This is a genomic window from 'Nostoc azollae' 0708 (genome assembly GCF_000196515.1).
GTDB classification, from domain to species: domain Bacteria; phylum Cyanobacteriota; class Cyanobacteriia; order Cyanobacteriales; family Nostocaceae; genus Trichormus_B; species Trichormus_B azollae.
On the sequence record NC_014248.1, the window covers coordinates 2,639,405 to 2,659,646 of the forward strand.

The 20,242-nt window shown below is 38.8% G+C and carries 19 protein-coding genes and 1 pseudogene; 11 read left to right on the forward strand and 9 right to left on the reverse strand.

What is annotated here, in order from left to right; translation table 11 throughout:
* Positions 1 to 167: 167 nt before the first annotated feature.
* The 10 genes and pseudogenes from AAZO_RS26650 (at position 168) to AAZO_RS42500 (ending at position 9,103) form a co-directional block, all read left to right on the forward strand.
* A complete protein-coding gene (locus AAZO_RS26650; RefSeq protein ID WP_049790701.1) occupies positions 168 to 416 on the forward strand; it encodes a hypothetical protein in 249 nt (82 codons plus the stop codon).
* A gap of 8 nt (positions 417 to 424) precedes the next feature.
* Entirely contained in the window at positions 425 to 610 is a 186-nt protein-coding gene (locus AAZO_RS33750; protein ID WP_144031286.1) for a hypothetical protein, read from the forward strand.
* A gap of 435 nt (positions 611 to 1,045) precedes the next feature.
* Positions 1,046 to 2,185, forward strand: a complete 1,140-nt coding sequence (locus tag AAZO_RS12060; RefSeq protein WP_013191450.1) for a DNA cytosine methyltransferase — start codon at positions 1,046 to 1,048, stop codon at positions 2,183 to 2,185.
* Positions 2,186 to 2,384: 199 nt separating this feature from the next.
* On the forward strand, positions 2,385 to 3,053 hold the full coding sequence (gene deoC / locus AAZO_RS12065) for a deoxyribose-phosphate aldolase (protein WP_041640179.1): 669 nt from the start codon (positions 2,385 to 2,387) through the stop codon (positions 3,051 to 3,053).
* A gap of 97 nt (positions 3,054 to 3,150) precedes the next feature.
* A complete protein-coding gene (gene recO / locus AAZO_RS12070; protein ID WP_013191452.1) occupies positions 3,151 to 4,059 on the forward strand; it encodes a DNA repair protein RecO in 909 nt (302 codons plus the stop codon).
* Positions 4,046 to 5,689 (forward strand): MFS transporter, encoded by a 1,644-nt coding sequence (locus AAZO_RS12075; RefSeq protein ID WP_013191453.1) that lies wholly within the window; start codon positions 4,046 to 4,048, stop codon positions 5,687 to 5,689. The genes recO and AAZO_RS12075 overlap by 14 nt, the downstream gene beginning before the upstream one ends.
* A 309-nt stretch (positions 5,690 to 5,998) precedes the next feature.
* Positions 5,999 to 7,147 carry a glycosyltransferase family 4 protein gene (locus AAZO_RS12080; RefSeq protein WP_013191454.1) on the forward strand — a complete coding sequence of 383 codons (1,149 nt, stop codon included), beginning with the start codon at positions 5,999 to 6,001 and terminating at the stop codon, positions 7,145 to 7,147.
* 538 nt (positions 7,148 to 7,685) lie between these two features.
* The gene (locus AAZO_RS12085; RefSeq protein ID WP_013191455.1) at positions 7,686 to 8,663 is read left to right on the forward strand and encodes an orange carotenoid protein N-terminal domain-containing protein; all 978 of its coding nucleotides are present in this window, start codon (positions 7,686 to 7,688) and stop codon (positions 8,661 to 8,663) included.
* Between the two features lie 163 nt (positions 8,664 to 8,826).
* Positions 8,827 to 8,913, forward strand: a pseudogene (locus tag AAZO_RS42495) (DUF29 domain-containing protein); the annotation flags it as partial.
* 100 nt (positions 8,914 to 9,013) lie between these two features.
* Complete coding sequence (locus AAZO_RS42500; protein WP_338027199.1) at positions 9,014 to 9,103, forward strand: hypothetical protein; 90 nt, start codon at positions 9,014 to 9,016, stop codon at positions 9,101 to 9,103.
* Between the two features lie 225 nt (positions 9,104 to 9,328).
* Here AAZO_RS42500 and AAZO_RS12095 read toward each other — a convergent pair whose 3' ends face one another.
* The 9 genes from AAZO_RS12095 to AAZO_RS12125 form a co-directional block, all read right to left on the reverse strand.
* The gene (locus AAZO_RS12095) at positions 9,329 to 10,123 is read right to left on the reverse strand and encodes a peptidase (RefSeq protein ID WP_013191457.1); all 795 of its coding nucleotides are present in this window, start codon (positions 10,121 to 10,123) and stop codon (positions 9,329 to 9,331) included.
* A 7-nt stretch (positions 10,124 to 10,130) separates the two neighbouring features.
* On the reverse strand, positions 10,131 to 10,364 hold the full coding sequence (secG, locus tag AAZO_RS12100) for a preprotein translocase subunit SecG (protein ID WP_013191458.1): 234 nt from the start codon (positions 10,362 to 10,364) through the stop codon (positions 10,131 to 10,133).
* Between the two features lie 146 nt (positions 10,365 to 10,510).
* Positions 10,511 to 12,109, reverse strand: coding sequence for a 2,3-bisphosphoglycerate-independent phosphoglycerate mutase (gene gpmI / locus AAZO_RS12105; protein ID WP_013191459.1), 1,599 nt, complete (start codon positions 12,107 to 12,109; stop codon positions 10,511 to 10,513).
* A gap of 240 nt (positions 12,110 to 12,349) precedes the next feature.
* A complete protein-coding gene (locus tag AAZO_RS38130; protein WP_228371629.1) occupies positions 12,350 to 12,580 on the reverse strand; it encodes a hypothetical protein in 231 nt (76 codons plus the stop codon).
* Between the two features lie 51 nt (positions 12,581 to 12,631).
* Complete coding sequence (locus AAZO_RS38135; protein ID WP_013191460.1) at positions 12,632 to 13,084, reverse strand: hypothetical protein; 453 nt, start codon at positions 13,082 to 13,084, stop codon at positions 12,632 to 12,634.
* 103 nt (positions 13,085 to 13,187) lie between these two features.
* Entirely contained in the window at positions 13,188 to 13,445 is a 258-nt protein-coding gene (locus tag AAZO_RS38140) for an AAA family ATPase (protein ID WP_266889164.1), read from the reverse strand.
* A complete protein-coding gene (locus AAZO_RS12115; protein WP_228371701.1) occupies positions 13,390 to 14,220 on the reverse strand; it encodes an AAA family ATPase in 831 nt (276 codons plus the stop codon). The genes AAZO_RS38140 and AAZO_RS12115 overlap by 56 nt, the downstream gene beginning before the upstream one ends.
* Positions 14,221 to 14,359: 139 nt before the next feature.
* Entirely contained in the window at positions 14,360 to 14,485 is a 126-nt protein-coding gene (locus AAZO_RS41365) for a PIN domain-containing protein (protein WP_266889166.1), read from the reverse strand.
* Between the two features lie 581 nt (positions 14,486 to 15,066).
* Positions 15,067 to 16,761: an ABC-F family ATP-binding cassette domain-containing protein gene (locus AAZO_RS12125; RefSeq protein ID WP_013191461.1), complete on the reverse strand. Its 1,695-nt coding sequence runs from the start codon at positions 16,759 to 16,761 to the stop codon at positions 15,067 to 15,069.
* Positions 16,762 to 17,994: 1,233 nt separating this feature from the next.
* Between AAZO_RS12125 and AAZO_RS12130 the strand changes: the two genes are divergently transcribed.
* Positions 17,995 to 20,238, forward strand: coding sequence for a cation:proton antiporter (locus AAZO_RS12130; RefSeq protein ID WP_013191462.1), 2,244 nt, complete (start codon positions 17,995 to 17,997; stop codon positions 20,236 to 20,238).
* Positions 20,239 to 20,242: the final 4 nt, after the last annotated feature.

Genomic DNA, 20,242 nt, shown 5'->3' on the forward strand with positions numbered 1-20,242 from the left:
TAGTAGAATATGAAAGATATACGTGGATGTGCAGTGTGTGTGGGGAAACACAAAGGGCACACTGGTCACCAGAGATAGTATCGGTACAACATATAGAAATCACACTACAATCTTGTTTGGGATGGATCAATAACTAGGGCTATTGACCCTATGAAAAAGAATACTTCTTGTTGTGGGCACTGGGTCAAATAGAAATTGGAGTGGGAACATTAGTAGGTACCAATGAAGGAATAGATGGTCCAGTGGCTCAAAGTATTCATAGCCTCAAACAGTGGATAAAACAAACCCAGCCTCATATCCTTGGGGATGAAACACCCTGGGTACTCAAAGGGGTGAAACAATGTGGTTATGGATTTTTACCAATAGTGACTTCCCTTGATTTCATGGGTCTGATACTCCTTGTCCTGGCGAATTAGAATCCATTGTGGGTTCAAGTTACTCTGGTGTACTCAGTTCTGATGACTTTACTGCCTATAACGATTATGCGGTCACAGCTCAACAGAAATGTCAGGCACATCTCTACCCTACCCCGTCACTTCAAGACACTAATCAAGATTCCTGGCTTCAATCACCAAGAAATTGGCACAAAATTCATCGACCTCATAGATGAAGGTTTTAAAAACTACCCTTTATTCCAACAAACCCAAAACCTTCATGAATTCTTGACTTGCCCATCCTAGTTTCAACCAAAAGTTGAATCTTCCATTCATTCATTGATCAAGCCCCAGGGGAACCTGGTAAACTTTTACCTTCCTTAGGCAATAGACCTTGATCATAATTTAGCTGAACCAAGGTTAGGTTTAGCACTGACACAAGGAAAAGTCTGTGGTGGTTCTCTTTCTCTGGAGCTATTCCAACATCCTGCCAATTTATTGACCGTTATACAAACTTGTCGCCGTCAAGCACTTTCTCTAATTGAGTTTTTTGACCAACCTATGAAAGCCATAGTTCACTCTGCTTTCCATACACCTTCTTTAATCCCTCTACCTTAGACCTGAATCCTTACTAATTAATTCTACAAAAACGGCATCATTTGATTTTATCAATGAATGACACTATTTCCATCTTCTCCTTTTTCTCCGGTTCAGGATTCCTCGATTTAGGGTTTGAAACCACTGGCTATAACATCGTTTACGTCAACGAAATCTTCCCCCCATTCATGTCCGCATATCGCTATTCACGGGAAATTCTCCAACTCCCATCTCCTGAATATGGATATCACCAAGCAGAAGCCGCAGACGTAAGCAAATTAATAGCAGGAACACAAGCACAACAGCTAAATGAATTAGTTAAAAGTTCCCGTAAATCAAACAATATAGTTGGTTTTATTGGTGGTCCACCTTGTCCTGATTTTTCTATTGGTGGAAAAAACAAAGGACATTTAGGTGATAATGGTAAACTTTCAGCCTCTTATATTGAATTGATTTATCAAAACTTACCCGATTTCTTTTTATTTGAAAATGTGAAAGGGTTGTGGAGAACTACAAAACACCGTTTATTTTTTGAAGAATTAAAAATTAAATTACAAGAAGCTGGTTATATTTTGACAGAACGGTTAATTAATTCTATTGAATATGGTGTCCCGCAAGATAGAGACAGAATTATTTCAATTGGCTTCAATTCCCATTTCCTCGAGGAAATGGGAATTGAAGATGATTTTACCTTTCCTTGGGAAAAATATATTTTATATCCTCAATCCAAAGTCTTTGCTTATCCTTGGAATACAAGCCAACCATTTAAAGAGAATTCTATAATTCCTTGTCCTAATAACATTCCTGAACAACTAACGGTTGAATATTGGTTTAGAAACAATGATGTGCTGAACCATCCCAACGCTAAACATTATTTTCAACCCAGAGCAGGTATCACTAAATTTGCTACTATTAATGAGGGAGATGATTCAAAAAAATCATTTAAACGTCTGCACCGATGGCGTTATTCTCCTACCGCTTGTTATGGGAATAATGAAGTACATTTACATCCTTACAAAGTGCGACGTATTTCTGTAGCTGAAGCTTTAGCTATTCAATCTTTACCCGCTGATTTTTCACTTCCAGAAAATATGTCTCTTACGAATATGTTTAAAACTGTTGGTAATGGTGTGCCATACTTAGCAGCAAAAGCATTAGCTGAGACTATTCTGGATTTTTTAGGAACTGAAGTTACGAAAAAGAAGATCCCCTAATTGTGTGAGAAGTCGGGGATATAATCTAAGATGTCAAGTTGAATACTTAGGTATAATATTAATTACTGAGTTAACAACTCATCATTGAAGTTTCAACAATGTGCTGATTTTCAGGATATATTCGTAATATATATGGTCTAATATATAAGAAATGTTTTTTTTCATAAACTTTAATAATCTATCACTGGCAAAATAAATGATGGCAGCAGACTATCCTAACATTGATATTGCGCCATTTATCGACCACTCTGTGCTCTCACCAATTACTACTCCAGAGCAGGTTGAACAATGGTGTGAGGAAGCCCACAGATTTAACTTTGCAGCGGTTTGCGTTCATCCTTGTTATGTCAAGCAAGCTGTGGAACTGCTTCGCAACAAAAATCCGCACGTCTGTACTGTTATTGGTTTTCCCACGGGTGGGACGACTTCGGCAGTTAAGTTGTATGAAGCTCAAGAAGCGGTGGAAAACGGTGCAACCGAGTTGGATCTGGTGATGAATTTGGGCTGGTTGAAGGCTGGCAAAACTGAAGAAGTTCACCAGGAAATTGCTACAATTTGTGAAGAGGCTGGAAAACCTGTAAAGGTCATTTTAGAAACCAACCTGCTCACGGATGCAGAAAAAAAACTGGCAGCCGAACTAGCTATGGATGCAGGTGCAGCACTCTTAAAAACCAGTACAGGTTGGAATGGTGGTGCGACTGTAGCAGATGTGCGCTTATTAAAGCAAATAGTACGGGAAAGGGTGGGAATCAAAGCATCAGGAGGGATTCGTACCCACAATGAAGCCTTAGATTTAATCATGGCTGGTGCTACTAGGTTAGGTACATCTCGCGGTATAGATTTACTCCGTCAGCGCGATCACCCGTAAAAAGCTGAATAGTCATTGGTTATTAGTCAGTAGTCAGTTGTTTTCTCACTGACTACTGACTAATAACCAATGACTAATAACTAATGACTAATAACTAATGAGTAGAACTTATCAAGCAACTGGCATTAATCTCAAAACCCAGGCGTTGGGAGAGTCAGATAAAATAGTGACAATTTTAACTAAGGAATTCGGTTTAATTCGGGCGATCGCAACTGGGGCGCGTAAACACAACTCCAGCTTGGGCGGTAGAAGCGGAATATTCGTAGTTAATCAATTACTAATTTCCCAAGGGCGATCGTCACAACCAGCTACACCAACCCTAGATAAAATTACCCAAGCGGAAACTATAAAAACTTATCCAAGTCTAACTAAAGACCTGGGAAAACTAACAGCTAGTCAATATTTAGCCGAAATAGTTTTATGTCAAGCATTAAGCGAACAACCCCAAACAGAACTTTATGAATTACTTAATGAACATCTCCAGCGTCTAGAAGCCTTACCCAAAACTCAGGGACTAGATGTAGTAGCACATTTAGCCCATGGAGTTTTTCACCTCTTAGCGTTAGCAGGACTAACACCTCAAGTCCAATTTTGTTGCTTAACTCAGCGTCCCCTCACACCAGACTTAACAAATCCCAACTGGCAAGTAGGATTTAGCATCTCTGCTGGAGGGACGATTTGCTTACAAGCTTGGGAACAGTTAAGACAAGAAAGGGAAAAACAAAGAAAGGAAGAAAATTCCCCAGTCTCCAATCCTCCCTATGAAACCCTTGTCCATCACCAAGACATACCCAAAATTTCCAGTCGCCTGGGTGCAAAAGAACTAAATATGCTCCAACATTTGTCCCAACCAGAGATAATGCAAATAGATGCAGCCTCAGATTTTGGCTGGTTATCTGTTGAGCATATTTTGCGCCAGTACACTCAGTACCACCTTGGCCGTCCTATTCGCTCTGCTACCTTGATTGATTCTTATTTTGCCGCTAACCATGATGCAATCGTCTGATTTGGATAGAAAAGTCCCGCCTCTATCACCTAGCCAAGCTCAAAACAAGATTAGGGTATCAGAATCTACAAGACTTAATCATTTAAATTCTGTTCCCCAGTCTCAGCCTGGCCAAATTAATAAGCAAGAAATGTCTGTCAAAGAAGTTGCTAATGATCAAAAAGGGACAACAGAAGTTAATTTAACTGATATCCCTAAACCATCGGCACTGCATTCTGACATCGCCCTGACAATTACTGAACAAAATGGCAAAGTTAATAGAACACAACAGACTTTGCCAGAAGCGATTTCAACAGAAACATCACAATTAAATGGCTCTGGTTCGGGTGGAGAAACGGCATCACGAGATGTAGAAAAACAAGGATTTTTTCCTGTCCTGAAAAACCCGAATTTTCTAGCTCTTTGGGGTGGTCAAATTTTCTGTCAACTGGCGGATAAAGTATATCTGGTGCTGATGATTGCTCTGATTAATAGCGAGTTTCAACAGGGTGGTCAAAGCATTAGTGGTTGGGTATCGGCGTTAATGATGATTTTTACCATTCCCGCAGTGCTGTTTGGTTCAGTCGCTGGTGTGTTTGTAGATCGCTGGTCAAAAAAAGTTGTGCTGGTGGCATCGAATATTTGGCGCGGTATTCTAGTTTTAGCCATTCCTTTTTTACTTTGGTTAACCTATGATTGGCAACCTGTAGGAGTTTTGCCGGTGGGTTTTCTGATGATTTTGGCAGTAACTTTTTTGGTTTCTACGTTGACACAGTTTTTTGCACCAGCAGAACAGGCTGCTATTCCTTTGGTGGTGGAAGAACAGCATTTACTTTCTGCTAATTCCCTGTACACAACTACGATGATGGCATCGGTAATTGTCGGTTTTGCTCTGGGGGAACCAGTTTTGGTATTAGCAGATGGAATTTGGTCACAATTCGGTGGTAGTGGAGGACTGGGTAAAGAAATTTTGGTTGGTGGTAGTTATGCGATCGCCGGAATTATTTTATTACTGCTCAGAACTAACGAAAAACCCAACCCCCCAGAAACAGAATTCCCTCATGTTTTCTCTGATCTGCGCGATGGTTTGCGTTATCTCCAAGAAAATCAGCGTGTCCGCAATGCTTTATTACAACTAATTATTTTATTTTCTGTCTTTGCAGCCTTAACCGTACTCGCGGTTCGCATGGCAGAAATTATCCCCAATCTCAAAGCTTCCCAATTCGGCTTTTTACTCGCATCTGGTGGTGTTGGTATCGCCGGTGGTGCAACCATTCTCGGTCAATTTGGACAACGCTTTTCCTATAGGCAACTTAGTCTGTGGGGTTGTCTCGGCATGGCAGCATCTTTATTCGGTCTTTCCATCTTCACAACCCAGCTAGGTGCAGTGCTGCTATTACTAGCTTTAGTTGGTGTATTTGGTGCTTTGGTGGGTATCCCAATGCAAACGGCTATTCAAACCGAAACACCCCCAGAAATGCGCGGCAAAGTGTTTGGCCTGCAAAATAATGTGATTAATATTGCCCTCACCCTACCCCTAGCATTAGCAGGTGTAGCCGAAACCTTTCTTGGCTTACAGTCAGTCTTTTTGGCATTAGCTATCATCGTTTTCTTGGGAGGTATCTTAACCTGGTACAATTCCCGTGGTTAGTGATTAACTTAGTGAAATCGTTGGTTTTCGTGCTAAACTTGTTCCAGCCAAAATTCATCTAATACTTGCTGGGGATTAACCAAAGATTATTCTGATTAAGTTGTAATTCAATTCATTAATTAACAACTTACAAAGTGTAACACTACAGCCATAAAATTTCTCGTTCAATAGGCTTAAATATAAGCTTATTAAACTAAATTAAATATGGGCTTAGTTAAGCATGATCAAAAATTCAGCAAGTATAACAGGATAAAAACAGCTAAGTATAAAAAACAGATAATCTCAAGCCGATTTTATTCATATCAAAGAATGCGTATAGCCTGGATTGGAAAAAAATCGCCATTTTGCGGCAATGTCACCTACAGTCGAGAAATTACTAATGCGTTGCTAGACCGGGGACATCAAGTTAGCTTTCTTCACTTTGCTCAAGAAGAATCCCAAGCAGATAACTGGCCTAATTTTCAGGAAGTTTCTTTACCCTTCATTTACAAATCTCAGGTTTACACTATTCCCACTTTTAAAGCGACTAAGGTTTTAACTCAGTCACTAAGGGAAATCAAGCCAGATATTGTTCATGCTTCCTTGACTCTATCGACTCTGGATTTTGTTTTACCAGAAATTTGTGAAGAATTAAATGTCCCTCTCATTGCCACTTTCCACACTCCATTTGCTGGTAAAGGGGCAAAATTAATTTCTGGTACCCAGCTTTTAGCTTATCAACTATACGCACCTTTTTTAGATCACTATGATCGGGTCATCGTTTTTTCCCAAATTCAAAGGGAATTATTGGCACGCATGGGAGTTAGGGAAGAAAAAATTGCTGTTATTCCTAACGGTGTTGATACTGCTAAGTATTCTCCTGGTAGTTCTCAAATAAAAGCCGAATTTGGTGCAGAGCGCTTATTTGTCTATCAAGGTCGCATAGCCCCAGAGAAAAACGTTGAATCCATGCTACGCGCTTGGAAGCAGTCAGATATGGCGACTGATAGTAAATTGTTAATGGTTGGTGATGGCCCGTTAAAATCTTCCTTAGAAACTTTTTATGGTGCAGAATACGGTATCCACTGGTTAGGATTTATAGCAGATGAAAACCGCCGCATAGAAATATTACGCGGTGCAGATGTATTTATTTTACCTTCTTTGGTTGAAGGTCTATCTTTATCTCTTTTAGAAGGAATGTCCTGTGGTGTAGCTTGTTTAGCCACTGATGTGGGTGCAGATGGGGAAGTATTGGAAAAAGGTGCAGGTGTAGTGATTAGTACCAGTTCTGTGCGATCACAACTCAGAACACTTTTACCACTATTCCAAGATCATCCAGAGTTAACAACCCTGTTGGGGCAGAAAGCCAGAAAGCGAGTATTAGAACGTTATACCCTGAATGATAATATCACGCAATTAGAAGAACTTTATAACCGAGTTCTTGCACAGCGACCTTTAACACTAAGTTGGGGTGTTTAAGGAAAAATTCACACTTAATGTCTCTTGTAGGGTGCGTCAGATATGGAAAATATGTTGATTGTTCATGAATTATCAAGTCTGACGCACCGCACCCTACTAATATACTAGTACCGCCGTGAATTCAAAATGCTTCTTTGAGAACAGCTAAGCTAACAAAATAGTGCTTCCAGCCGGCTGCGCCAACAAAATTCAAAATGTATACGGCTTGAGCTTTTCAGAGATTTGGAATGGTTGGTTTACTTACGCCGTACTGTACTAGTTACATAAATCTTTTAAGCATTGGCTATAACCAAACAGTCTTTCTCTCTACTTCTGGAGGGTAAGATATATTGTATAATTAGTTGCTAAATATTAATTGCTTTCCACTTAATTATCTGAATTCATATTTGATACTTTTCGTCAATTCGTGATTCCTGTTCCTTTACAAACATTAAAAATATCGTTACATTACTTCACATGGAAGTTAAGTTAACAATGAACATTTTTAACTTAATCCTTCAAAGCGACTAATTAACAAATAATCTTGGAGATTCCGACTGTGGCTTTAACTATCCAGTCTGCTCAAACTATTTTTTCCAATACTCAAGTTCCTAGCCCCATTCCTGCTACCATAGCTTTGTTCGCTCAACTTAACGTTGATGATCAATTAGCATATCTTTGGTATGCTTATACTGAGATGGGTAAAACTATTACTCCAGCAGCACCCGGAGCAGCACGCTTACAACTAGCCGAAGGTTTGCTTACGCAAATTAAGCAAATGTCTCGTGAAGAACAAACAAAAGTGATGCGGGATTTGGCCAGCCGTGCTGATACTCCTATTAGTCGTTCCTATGGATTCTTTAGTGTCAATACCAAACTAGCTTTCTGGTACGAGTTAGGAGAATTGATGAAACAGGGAATCATCACTCCCATCCCAGTTGGTTATCAAATGTCTCCTGGTGTAAAAGTAGTATTAGAAGCCACACAGAAACTTGACCAAGGTCAGCAAATTACTGTATTACGGAATACAGTAGTAGATATGGGATTTGATACTTCTGAACTTGGCCCAAGTAGTTACCCAAAGGCAGATAAGGCAGATACAGAACCTGCGTTCCAACGGACGACTCCAGTTATTTCCTCAGTTAAAATTGACGGTATTACAGAACCAGCTGTGTTGGGCTACATTGAAGCTATGAATGCAGATAACTTTGATGCTGCTATTGCACTATTCACAAACGAAGGTGCGCTACAACCACCATTCCAGAAGCCAATTGTAGGCCAAAAAGCGATCGCTAAATATATGCGTGAAGAAGCCCAAGGACTTAATATGATGCCACAAAAAGGTATTTGTGAAGTTCAACCAGATGGTTCTAAACAACTGAAAATCACGGGTGTAGTACAAACTCCTTGGTTTGGTGTTACCGTCGGTATGAATATATCTTGGCGGTTTTTAATCAATCCCGAAGGAAAAATCTTCTTCCTTGCGATTGATATGCTTGCATCTCCTCAAGAACTGATGAACCTACGTCAAGTTTAATCAAATAAGGAGGCTGTTTAAATTGAGCTATTTTTACAGCCTCCCAATAATAGAGTAAACGTTATTGACACCAACGGGAAAATTTGTTATTATTAAAACGATAAGGAAAAACCATATTAATTATTTAAACGCAATATAAAGTATTAAGCTAAATCAGCAAATAATGAAAACAGTCATTGACACAAAAGAACTATATGAATCTAATTACCTACAATCCCTAGAGGAGACAATTAAATCTATCAAGTCTCGTCAGTTAGAAGATATTTACTACGATAACTTAATAGAAGAGTTAGAAGCATTGGCTAAAAACGAAACAAAGACGAGTAAGAAGTATATTAGAACAGATTATTATACAGTTATTACTTTATCAAAATTGGCATATAGAAAAGCCCAGAAATACTAACCATTGGGCAGCAGAAATTATTAGTTTTGGTAATTAAATAAATGAAGAATTAACCACTAACTTACGTAACGATACCATTTAGAAGAAAACATCAATCTCATTGATAGCAATGCCTTAGATTAGGTTAAAACCAAAACTAAAACCAAAACAAAACTAACCAATTTACCAGAACTATCTCCCTACAGCTTAGATTCGTATTTTACGTAAAAACTGGTTGCCTTCATCTTAAAATATTACCTTTGTTCCTTTACGTGATCTAAATTCAATCCTTCTCCAAAACAGACCACCCTAAACTTGTAGAGTGTTCATAAACCTTTTTTAAAGTATTTACATCTCGCACAGAAATAAGTGGTGGGTGGCGAACTTGAGAAAAATAAAGCGCATCAGTTTGTAACTGACTATGACCCCAAATTCCTAAAGCGTGTCCGAGTTCATGACGTGCTGCTGAAAGCACATAATCACCAGTTTGACTAGGACTCAACAGAATTGTGAAATGGTGAGATAAAATATTATTTTTAGTATATAAATCATAAACAGTTAAAGCCGAACGCGCACGGGGGATTTTACTATTAGGTTCAACTTGTAAAGGTGGCGCTTTTCGGAAAATTTTAATATCTGCAATTTCAGCTTCTTCAACAATCTGCAAAGGTAAATAAACATTCCACTCTTGAACAGCTTGTACAACACTATTAACCCATAGTTGTGCCTGTTTTTCACTTACTCCTGTTGGTGTTTCTATCTTCACCTTTACTGGAAAATTTGACCAAATTAAATAACCAACTTTAGTAGATTGAATTTGATCAAAATAGTCACCGCTATTGGTTTTATCTTGCCACTTTTCTAAAGTAGCTGGTAAAGGATGGGGTTTTTGGAGAATAGGTCTAGAAGTCAATAATTGGAAGTTGTTTTCCTCTTCTCTGAAAATAGTATTGACTGGAAAGTTAGTAAAAACAACTAACAGTCCTGTAATTATTGCTAAAAACAGAACTGCTAGTAAGGGTTGCCAAAATCCTTTATTTCCAGTTTTGGATATCAGCTTTTGAGTGTTTTTACCCATTACTTAGTTACTTAGGCAACCAATTAGCACTTAAAACCACAGTTAAACCGAGGAAAATTACTACTAATGCCCAAGTAACCCGATTTAAAGTATTTTCTGCACTCTTGGTGCTGCTGAATAATTGTGCTTGTCCACCAATCGCACCAATACCATCACCTTTAGGACTATGTAGTAATACAAGAATAATCAAACCTAAAGCGGAAAATGCCCAAATACCTTGCACGATCTTAGTAAGTGTCATAACTAATTCAAAATTCAAAATTCAAAGTTAACAAACATCAATATAAATAGCGGCTACACAGGTTCAGGCTGGATTTTTTGTCAGTCTATGTATGTCGACTTTGTTAGTATAGCCGCTATTTATAATCGTCAGGAATTGAATCTATTTTACAAACCTAGTTGTACAGGAGTGCGAGTAGGTTTCAACTCATATTCTGCTACTTTAAGGAGCGAGCGCCCAGTCATTTCCAGTGGCTGGGGTAGCTGTAAAATATCCAGAATAGTTGGAGCAATGTCGGCTAACTTGCCATCATTTCTCAATTCCACATTTGTTCCATATCCAGGTATTTTGACTTTTTCGCCTTCTACCAAGATTAAAGGAACAGGGTTAGTGGTGTGAGCCGTCCAAGGATTACCTTCGTCATCTAGCATATACTCAGCGTTCCCGTGGTCAGCAGTAATAATTGCCGTACCCCCAACTTTGCCAATACAGTCGATGAGACGAGCCAAACAGCTATCCACTGTTTCAATTGCTGTGAGTGTAGCTTCTACTAGTCCCGTATGCCCCACCATATCAGGGTTAGCATAGTTAATTACCACCAGAGAGTAGATCCCCTTTGTAATCGCTGTGATCGCCACATCAGTCACCGCTTTTGCTGACATTGTTGGTTCTTGGTCATAAGTAGCCACCATTGGACTACTGACTAGTTCCCGGTCTTCTCCATCACAAGGTTCTTCTAGTCCCCCATTAAAGAAATAGGTGACGTGAGCATATTTTTCCGTTTCCGCAGTCCGAAACTGTTTTAAACCTCGATCAGCAATAACTTCACCCAGAATATTGCTGAGATTTTGAGGTGCGAAAGCCACAAAAACCGGTAATTCCGGATCATATTGGGTAAAAGTTACAAAGGACAGCAGCTGAATTTGCTGTCTTTCAAAACCGTCAAACTTATAACTAACAAAAGCTTCAGTTAATTGTCTGGCACGATCGGGGCGGAAATTGAAAAATATTACCCCATCACCGGGTTCCACTGCGCCAGGAGTCAGGCGGACAGGGAGAACAAACTCGTCAGTGATACCTTCATCGTAAGATGCTTGCAACACTTCTACAGCCGTCAGTCCATTACCAGCGCCATCTTGTGTCATGACATCGTAAGCACGTTGGACTCGATCCCAACGGTGATCACGATCCATTGCATAATAGCGCCCGCTGACTGTAGCTATTTGCCCGATTCCGGTACAATCTATGTAGTCTTGCAGTTGTTGAATTGCTTTTATACCGTCCGTTGGCGGTGTATCACGTCCATCAGTAATGGCGTGAATCAACACTTGTGACAGTTGCTCTTTCTTGGCTAAGTCAAGTAGTCCAAACAGATGGGTAAGATGCGAATGTACCCCTCCCTCAGAACAAAGCCCTACTAGATGCAACTTGCCATTGCGAGAGCGAACTTCCTGGCAAATTTTGACAAGTGCCGGGTTAGAGGCTAGAGAACCGTCTCCAACCGCATCAGAGATGCGTACCAGTTCTTGGGGAACCACACGCCCAGCGCCAATATTCAAATGACCAACTTCCGAGTTGCCCATTTGACCTTCTGGCAACCCTACGGCTTTTCCTGATGTGCTAATGAGGGTGTGGGGATAAGCTGCCCATAAACTATCCATAATTGGAGTTTTAGCAGCAGCGATCGCGTTTCCTCGCTTGTCCTCACAGTAGCCCCACCCATCTAAAATGACTAGCACCACAGGAGCAACAGGTGCTTTGGTCATAGTAAAATTGCCCTTTACTTTTTGTAATAACCGAATGATACCATTGCTAATCACCTATGGAAGTTAAATTCTGCTGATTAATTTCTCAGGTGCGTTCTTACTATCAGCCCAGTGCCTCTTAAATCCTGTAAACAAGCAAGCTGAAAACCCAAAAACGAATGCGATCACTGTCTTGCTTAGATTTGATGCGATCGCATTGCACGCCGCAGGTATGGTCCAAATCTCCATCTTAAATTTATATCAAAAATCGGTATAATAGCTTTTGTCGCTAACAGCAAAGATTGTACAAAAGCAGGAATCTGGACAGCAAGTTTTGACTATCGCTAAATCAATCTGTTTACCTAAGTTCCAGCGAATTTGTAGCCGACGCTGATTGGTGCTGTCTTCTGACAAGTATGTTGATTTAGCGAGCGCATTCTCCAAAATGTGCTTGGTATTATCTAAATTTTCTAAATTTTCCAGAGGTGGCAATTTTACACCTAAAATAGTCGAAACAGTTTGGGTATCAGCCAGTAACCACGTCTAAAGATTTCTAATTGCTAAACCTACAGTACTGCGATCATTAATTGGTTGCTCGTTAATATCTAAATGATTATCACGAATTTTATTCAAAGCCCGTTCTAAATCAATTTCTCTTGGTTCTAGTTTATCATCTGCATCAACCACAATGAGGATCATATCTACCTCTTCGGGTTTCCATAAGATAACAATTTGGGCTAGATATTTTGGATCTAAAATAGAATGCCAAGTGCGTAAAGTAAGTTCTTGAATTTCTTGAATTGACGGATATCTTTGGACAAAATCACGATCAGGAGATCCAGCATTTACCAATTCTCGTCTAATTAAACTATGCAGTACAGCTTCATTTTTCCTTTCCATTACCTTGCCACCATCTTCTGGTTTAATATAAGGAATACTTGCCCCCAGTTCTGCCTCACCTTCAGCAATTGATCTAATCTGAACCCGACGATTCATGCTGTATTTCCTCCAAACACATTCGTAAACCAAAGTTCACCTAGTGCTCCATCATAAGCCTCTAAAGCTTTTTGAAAGCGGACAGAATGAATCTATAGGTAATTTATGTATGAACTTGAGCTTTACCTTCTTTATCTAACTCAACAGCACGCACCTGATGGGGTTCGACGTAATTTAAAAGCACAGGAGAATGAGTTCTAATTAAAACCTGCACAGGCTTACCAGTTATTCCTTCAGTGGAAACAATTTTTAGCAACTCCATCATTTTGTGCGGTAACCAAGGATGAACTCCATTTTCTATTTCTTCAAGACAAATAATACTTGGAGTGTTTTCTTGATATACTGCAGTGAGAAAAGCCAAAAGTCTCAATGTACCATCTGAATATATCAGCAGCCGGGATATGATGATCTGAATATATATCAACTAATTCTAGGGAAAAGGTTTGACTTTCACCACGGGGCAATACAATTGTTTTAAAATTAGGAACAAGCTGTGTTAACCGCTCTTGTAATTCATCGAAACCCTTATGATTAGTAAGCAAAATCTCAAGTAAAGCATAAGCAGGTCCTTCTCCAGTCCTTTCCATCCTGGCATTTGATGAACTTGTGAAAGAGATAGAAATTGGAACAAAATCGTAAACATTAACCTTTTTCAGAGCTTTGTATAGCGGAGAAGTAGAAAAATGATTAGAAACTAAAAATTCTCTTAATAGACTTGTATATCTATCTAGTAGAGTGTTAATCTTTTGAACATTACCTAACTTCACAGCTTGCTCAGAATAATCAGAATAAACTCCTAAATTAATGATAGCTGTAGATTCTCCATCAGAATTTCCTGCTATGGGAAGGGTACTAACCTGAAAGCTAAAAAAATCTGGTTTTCCATGCCAAAATTTAGATTCAATACTGTGCACATTTTTAAGTAAGTTCTGTAAACAATCTGAAACAGTTCGTATAATTTTCTTATGATTTGTGGTATCTATTAGCCTTTGCAAAAAATCAGATAATACGGCCAAAGCTTCACAAATATCAGATTTACCAGAAGCATTAGGACCAATGAATACAGTCAATGGTTCTAAATCTACTTCTGTATCAAAAAGACTCTTATAGAGTTGAACTCTGAGTTTAGATAATATTTATTTATTAAACCCCTACAATTCCCAATTTTGCAATTTTATCACTGCAACGAATTTTCTAAACTTAAACCATCCACTCTAGTTAAATCACTTTCATTAGAAACAACGTTAAACCTTTAATCATTGCAGTTGCAGAAATTCAAACATCTTCACTTTGAATAAGTAAACCCTTTAAGCTTAAATTAGCGTTAATTTCAGCAGCTTCTTCTAAAATTCCCAAATCATCTAAAGAAATAATTGGATAGTTTTGACAAAATTTTTTCAATCTTTCTCTTTGCTTAGAAGCATCAACCGCTAAAAATCCTCTCCTAATTTCAAAATAGGTAATACAGCTAATAGATATAATTTTTTTTGAGCTTTAATATCTTCAATTTTTTCACTGATTTTAAGATTGCCTCTAATAGCTAGAGCAACAATGTTAGTATCTTACAAATAATCCATAAATAAATCACCTATTTCGTTTAATTACCTCGTCACAAAAAAATAGCCATTTGTTCAGGTGTGAAATCATCACCTTTTTTTGATGAAACCTCTACTGAGATTACTCCATCAGAATGATCTTTTAATTCACTATCTGTGATATTATTAAATTCTTATAATGGTAAATTTCTTAAAAAGAGTTTAACAAGATATTTGACTATTCCTGCTTAATTAATTAAGCTCCTCTTTTTTAAAGATAGGGTTCTCTTACATCAAAATAGATACTAATTGCTCAACTCTGTTAATAAGTAATTCTTGACGAATATTGGTTGATAACATGATTATTACCTCTCATATAATATAAGTTGCTAGTTAGAAAACAGGTGACAGAAAGCTAGAATTACAATCAGTCACCCATTCATTTCTCTATTTCCGCTTTCCCCCAGACTTAGCAGCCTTAGCTGCCTTTTTAGCCGCTTTTTCTCCCTCCATAGCCGCTAACTTAGCTTGTTCTTTCTCTTCAGCAATCTTGTTGAGATAGTAATGATAATCTCCCAAATAAACTTGGAATTCACCATCACGGATTTCCACGATTTTGTTAGCTACTTGAGAGATAAAAAAACGGTCGTGGGATACTACAATGGCTGTACCATCATAGTTTTGCAAAGATTCTTCCAACATTTCTTTGGCTGGAATATCTAAGTGGTTTGTCGGCTCATCCAGAATGAGTAAATTTGCTGGACGTAAAAGCATTTTTGCTAATGCTAAACGGGCTTTTTCTCCCCCACTTAATGCCGCAACTTTCTTAAAGACAGTATCACCAGCAAATAGAAAACGTCCTAAAAGTGTGCGAACTTGTTCGTTTGTCCACTCGGGAACTTCATCATGAATTGTTTCCATGACTGTTTTCGTCAAGTCTAAAGCTTCTGCTTGATTTTGCTCAAAGTAACCAGGAATAACGTTGTGATCACCAAGCTTCACAGTTCCTTCGGTGGGTAGTTCTGCACCCATAATAATTTTCAACAGTGTAGATTTACCAGCACCATTGGGACCGAGAAAAGCAATTCTATCTCCCCGTTCAATCAGCAGATTTGCACCTAGAAAGAGAATTTTATCTCCATAAATATGAGTTAATTCTTTAATTTCTACCACTTCCCGACCACTGCGGGGTGCGGGTGGAAAACGAAAATGCAGTGTTCTTACTCCACCAGTGGGTGCTTCAATCCGTTCTATTTTGTCTAGTTGTTTTTCCCGGCTTTTCGCTTGGGTACTACGGGTTGCACTAGCGCGGAATCTATCAACAAATGCTTGTTGCTTTTCTAATTCTTTTTGCTGGCGTTCAAAGGCGCTCAATTGCGCTGATTGATTTTCAGCTTTTTGTTGCAGGTAAGATGAGTAATTACCAAGGTATGTAGTTGAAACTCCACGTTCAGTTTCTACAATTTGGTTGCAGAGTCGGTCAAGAAATTCCCGGTCGTGGGAAACTATGACCATTGGAGTAATTAGTCCTCTGAGGTAATTTTCTAACCACTCGATGGTTTCTAAGTCTAAGTGGTTTGTCGGTTCGTCCAGCAGTAACAAATCTGGGTTTTGCAGCAGGATTTTACCCAAACTCATCCGCATTTGCCAACCACCTGAGAAAGCACTAACCAGGCGATCACCATCTTCTACCTGAAACCCCATCTCTGGTAAAATCTTACCAATACGAGTATCTAAGCTGTAACCATCCAAAGCTTCAAACTTGCGTTGCCAGCGATCCATCTGGTTAATCAGTTCATCTAGTTCTTCGGGCGTAGAGGTTTCCATATCTCGATGCACCTGAGCCAAAGCTAACTGCACTTGGTTAGCTTCTTTAAATACTGTCCAAAATTCTTCATTAACAGTGCGACTTGGATCTACTTCAAATTCTTGGTTTAGGTAAGCTATATGCAAACTGCTAGGGCGGATAATTTCTCCAGATGTGGGTTCCATTTCGCCAGAAATGATTTTCAGTTGGGTGGATTTTCCTGCACCGTTAACGCCTACTAAGCCAATGCGATCGCCTGGTTTAACTTCCCAGTTGATATCTTTGAGAACTTCGCCAGTAGGATAAATTTTACTAATATGTTCGAGTCGCAGCATCCAGTATCTCTCAGGTAGGGGATTAGGAGGGGTAAAGCTAAAGCCGTATTTAATGTTAACAAAATTTAACGACAAATTGATATCAACACCCTCATTAGTTTTTTATTGTAAAATAATACATTACGGATCAGACTAATTAAACACACGTATCATTTTAAATGAATTAAGAAGATGAATGCACAAGTGGCATGTCGTATCGACATATCCCCTAACTAACGCCAGTTCACACCTTAAACAGGGGTTAATAAATTGCTTAAAGTCCTCCTTAAAAAGGAGGATTTAGCAGAATATAAAGTTTTGGATACCTCATTGATAACTTATAAAAATGGCAAAAATGCCAGACTCTAGGACTTTGATTTTTAACTTCGTTTCATCTGGTTGTAAAGCTATCACCTCATAGGAGGTGTGAATTGAATATGATTCGTAAGGACTCCTATTTGATTTTTGCGAAACTAGGTACACCTAAATCTTCTAGAATCATCTTGCCTTTTGCCTGCCTACACAAGTAATTGTGGCTTTGTCACGCAAGCAATCAGGAACCAAATCGGATTCCTATATATCTTATCACTTTACAAATTTAAATATTATATTTTGAGTTAGTTCTTCAGCCTTTATTGCTATTAACTCTTATTTAATTAGGTTTTCGCCTCATGATTGTAATTGGCAAACGCTATCCTTGACAAACGGATGTTATTTGTTAAATGATAGCAGTTTAGTATACCCTGATCAGAAAACCAGCCAAAGTAATTAGGCTTATTTATTATTTAGCCTGGTTTTGCATGGTCAGCTAGATATTAATGTATATTGATAGCAATGCTTGGATATCTATTGGGTATCGTATCAGTTTATTGTTCTCCAGCTTGAGTATAGGATTCTCCTGGATTGGACAGAGTTTAATTGATTTCCTTTAGTGAAAATATGATTACATTTTTTTCTTAAAATTAGGGATGATTTAATCAAACTCAGAGAGTAAGTTACAGTTATATTATAGGAGTTAATTCGTTGAACTTGTACAAATATCCAATCTGTTGATATATTATTTGCCGATTTATCAAAAAATCCTTTGAGTATCTTCTGAATCCTGATTAATTCATGGTTAAGGAAGCTATATTTTTATTAAAAAGTGTTAACAATTTATGGAAAATTCAACTTTATCTTTACCAAAAGGTTGACAATTTCGACAGTTGTAAAGAATCATCTTAGTGAAACCGGATAGTAAATAGTGAGGAAACTATGCACACAGTTATTCTCGTTCTGGTTGAAGTGTTAATTGTGATTGGACTGTCACGACTGGTAGGACTGGCCTTTAAATCAATAAAACAACCATTAGTAATTGGTGAGATTGTGGCCGGGATTATGCTGGGACCATCTTTATTTGGTTTAATTGCCCCCCATGCAGCAGCTACACTGTTTCCACCAGAAACGATACCTTTCCTGAATGTTTTATCTCAGGTAGGGCTAATATTTTTCATGTTTTTGATTGGTTTAGAGCTAAATTCAAAATATCTCAGCGGTAATTTACAAGCGGCTGTACTGACCTCAAATGTCAGCATTGTTGTTCCTTTTTCTCTCGCGACAATTTTATCTTTGCTGCTTTATCCTCTAGTTTCCAATGGTAGTGTCTCTTTTACCGCCTTTACCTTATTTTTAGGTGCAGCAATGTCAATCACAGCCTTTCCTGTGTTGGCAAGAATTATCACTGAAAATAATTTGCAAGGAACAAGGTTAGGGACATTAGCTTTAACTTGTGCTGCGGTAGATGATGTAACAGCTTGGTGTTTGTTAGCTCTAGCAATCGCTGTCGCTCGTCATGGTAGCATTGACCGACAAGCTATCCTCACAATTATTGCCAGCCTTCTTTACATAGGTTTTATGTTCAGCGTCGGGCGTTGGTTTCTCAAACGTCTAATTACCCATTATCGCCGCGCTGGACGTTTGAGCCAATTTGTTCTGGCTTTAATTTATATGGGAGTTGTAGCCTCCGCACTGATTACTGAATTGATAGGCATTCACCTAATTTTTGGGGCATTTTTATTAGGGGCAGCCATGCCTAAAGATGCTGAATTAGTCAGAGAATTAGCCATAAAAACCGAAGATTTTGTCTTAATTTTTCTATTGCCAGTGTTTTTTGCCTACAGCGGTTTAAAAACACAAATTGGCTTACTGAACCGTCCGGAATTATGGTTATTATGTGCCTTGATTTTAGGAGTTGCGATCGCAGGCAAATACATTGGTACTTATGTAGCAGCTCGTGTCAGTGGTATTAACAAGCGAGAAGCTTCTGCACTTGGTTGGTTAATGAATACTCGTGGTTTAACCGAATTAATAGTTTTAAATATTGGTTTAGAGTTGGGTGTGATTTCACCCTTACTTTTCACAATGCTAGTCATTATGGCCTTAGTGACAACATTTATGACATCACCATTACTGGAGTGGACATATCCAAAACGCTTAATCAGGTTAGATGTAGTAGAAGCAGAAGCAGAACACGAAACATATACAGAGGTTACAGAAAGCATAGAATCTTTCGTTACCCCCTACCGCATTTTAGTACCAGTAGCTAATCCCACCACCCAAAAAGGTTTGTTACAGTTGGCAGTAAGTATAGCTTTTAACTATGGACGATCGGCTGTTATCAATCCTTTCAGCCTGATTGAATTAGAAGAAGACTATAGTTTTGAAAGCACCCCAACTGAAGCAAACCGATTAATTGCCGAACGTCGTCAACAACTAGAAGAATTAATTAGTACCTTAGAACCACCAAGCATATACTCTCACATACATCCCATTGTTCGCATATCCAGCAATGTCGCTAGAGAAACAGCACAAATAGCCAAAATAGAACAACCAGATTTAATTCTTGTCGGATGGCATCGTCCAGCCTTTAGCAACAACCGCTTAGGTGGAAGAGTTGGACAAATTCTCACTACTGCCCCAGTAGATGTAGCAGTATTTGTGGATAAAGGTGGAGAACGTTTAGAAAGTTTGTTAGTTCCCTACTCTGCAAACATCCACGATGACTTAGCCTTGATTCTTGCCCTGCGATTACTCATTAACCGCGATACTTGTATGTTACATATTTTACAAGCTTTAACAGTAAATCAAACCCAAGATGAATTAAGTTATGAATTACACGCGATGATCGAGAGATTACCAGCTAGTGTACGCGAGCGCATAGAAATCAAAACCGTAGCCGCCCCAGAACCAATGGAAGCCGTAGTTACAGCCTCAGAAAATGTTGATCTAACCATTGCCGGTACCAGTCGCGCTTGGGGTATTGAAAGACAAACTTTAGGACGATACACAGATGAACTAGCAATAAAATGCCGTTCCTCACTACTCATCACCCGTCGCTACAGTCAAATTACCTCACATCTGACTTCCCTACTACCAGAAGTTACCCACCAAGAAATAATTCGTAATTCACAGCAGGGAATAGATAATTCTCCCCAATCACCAATCACCAACAATCACTAATCAC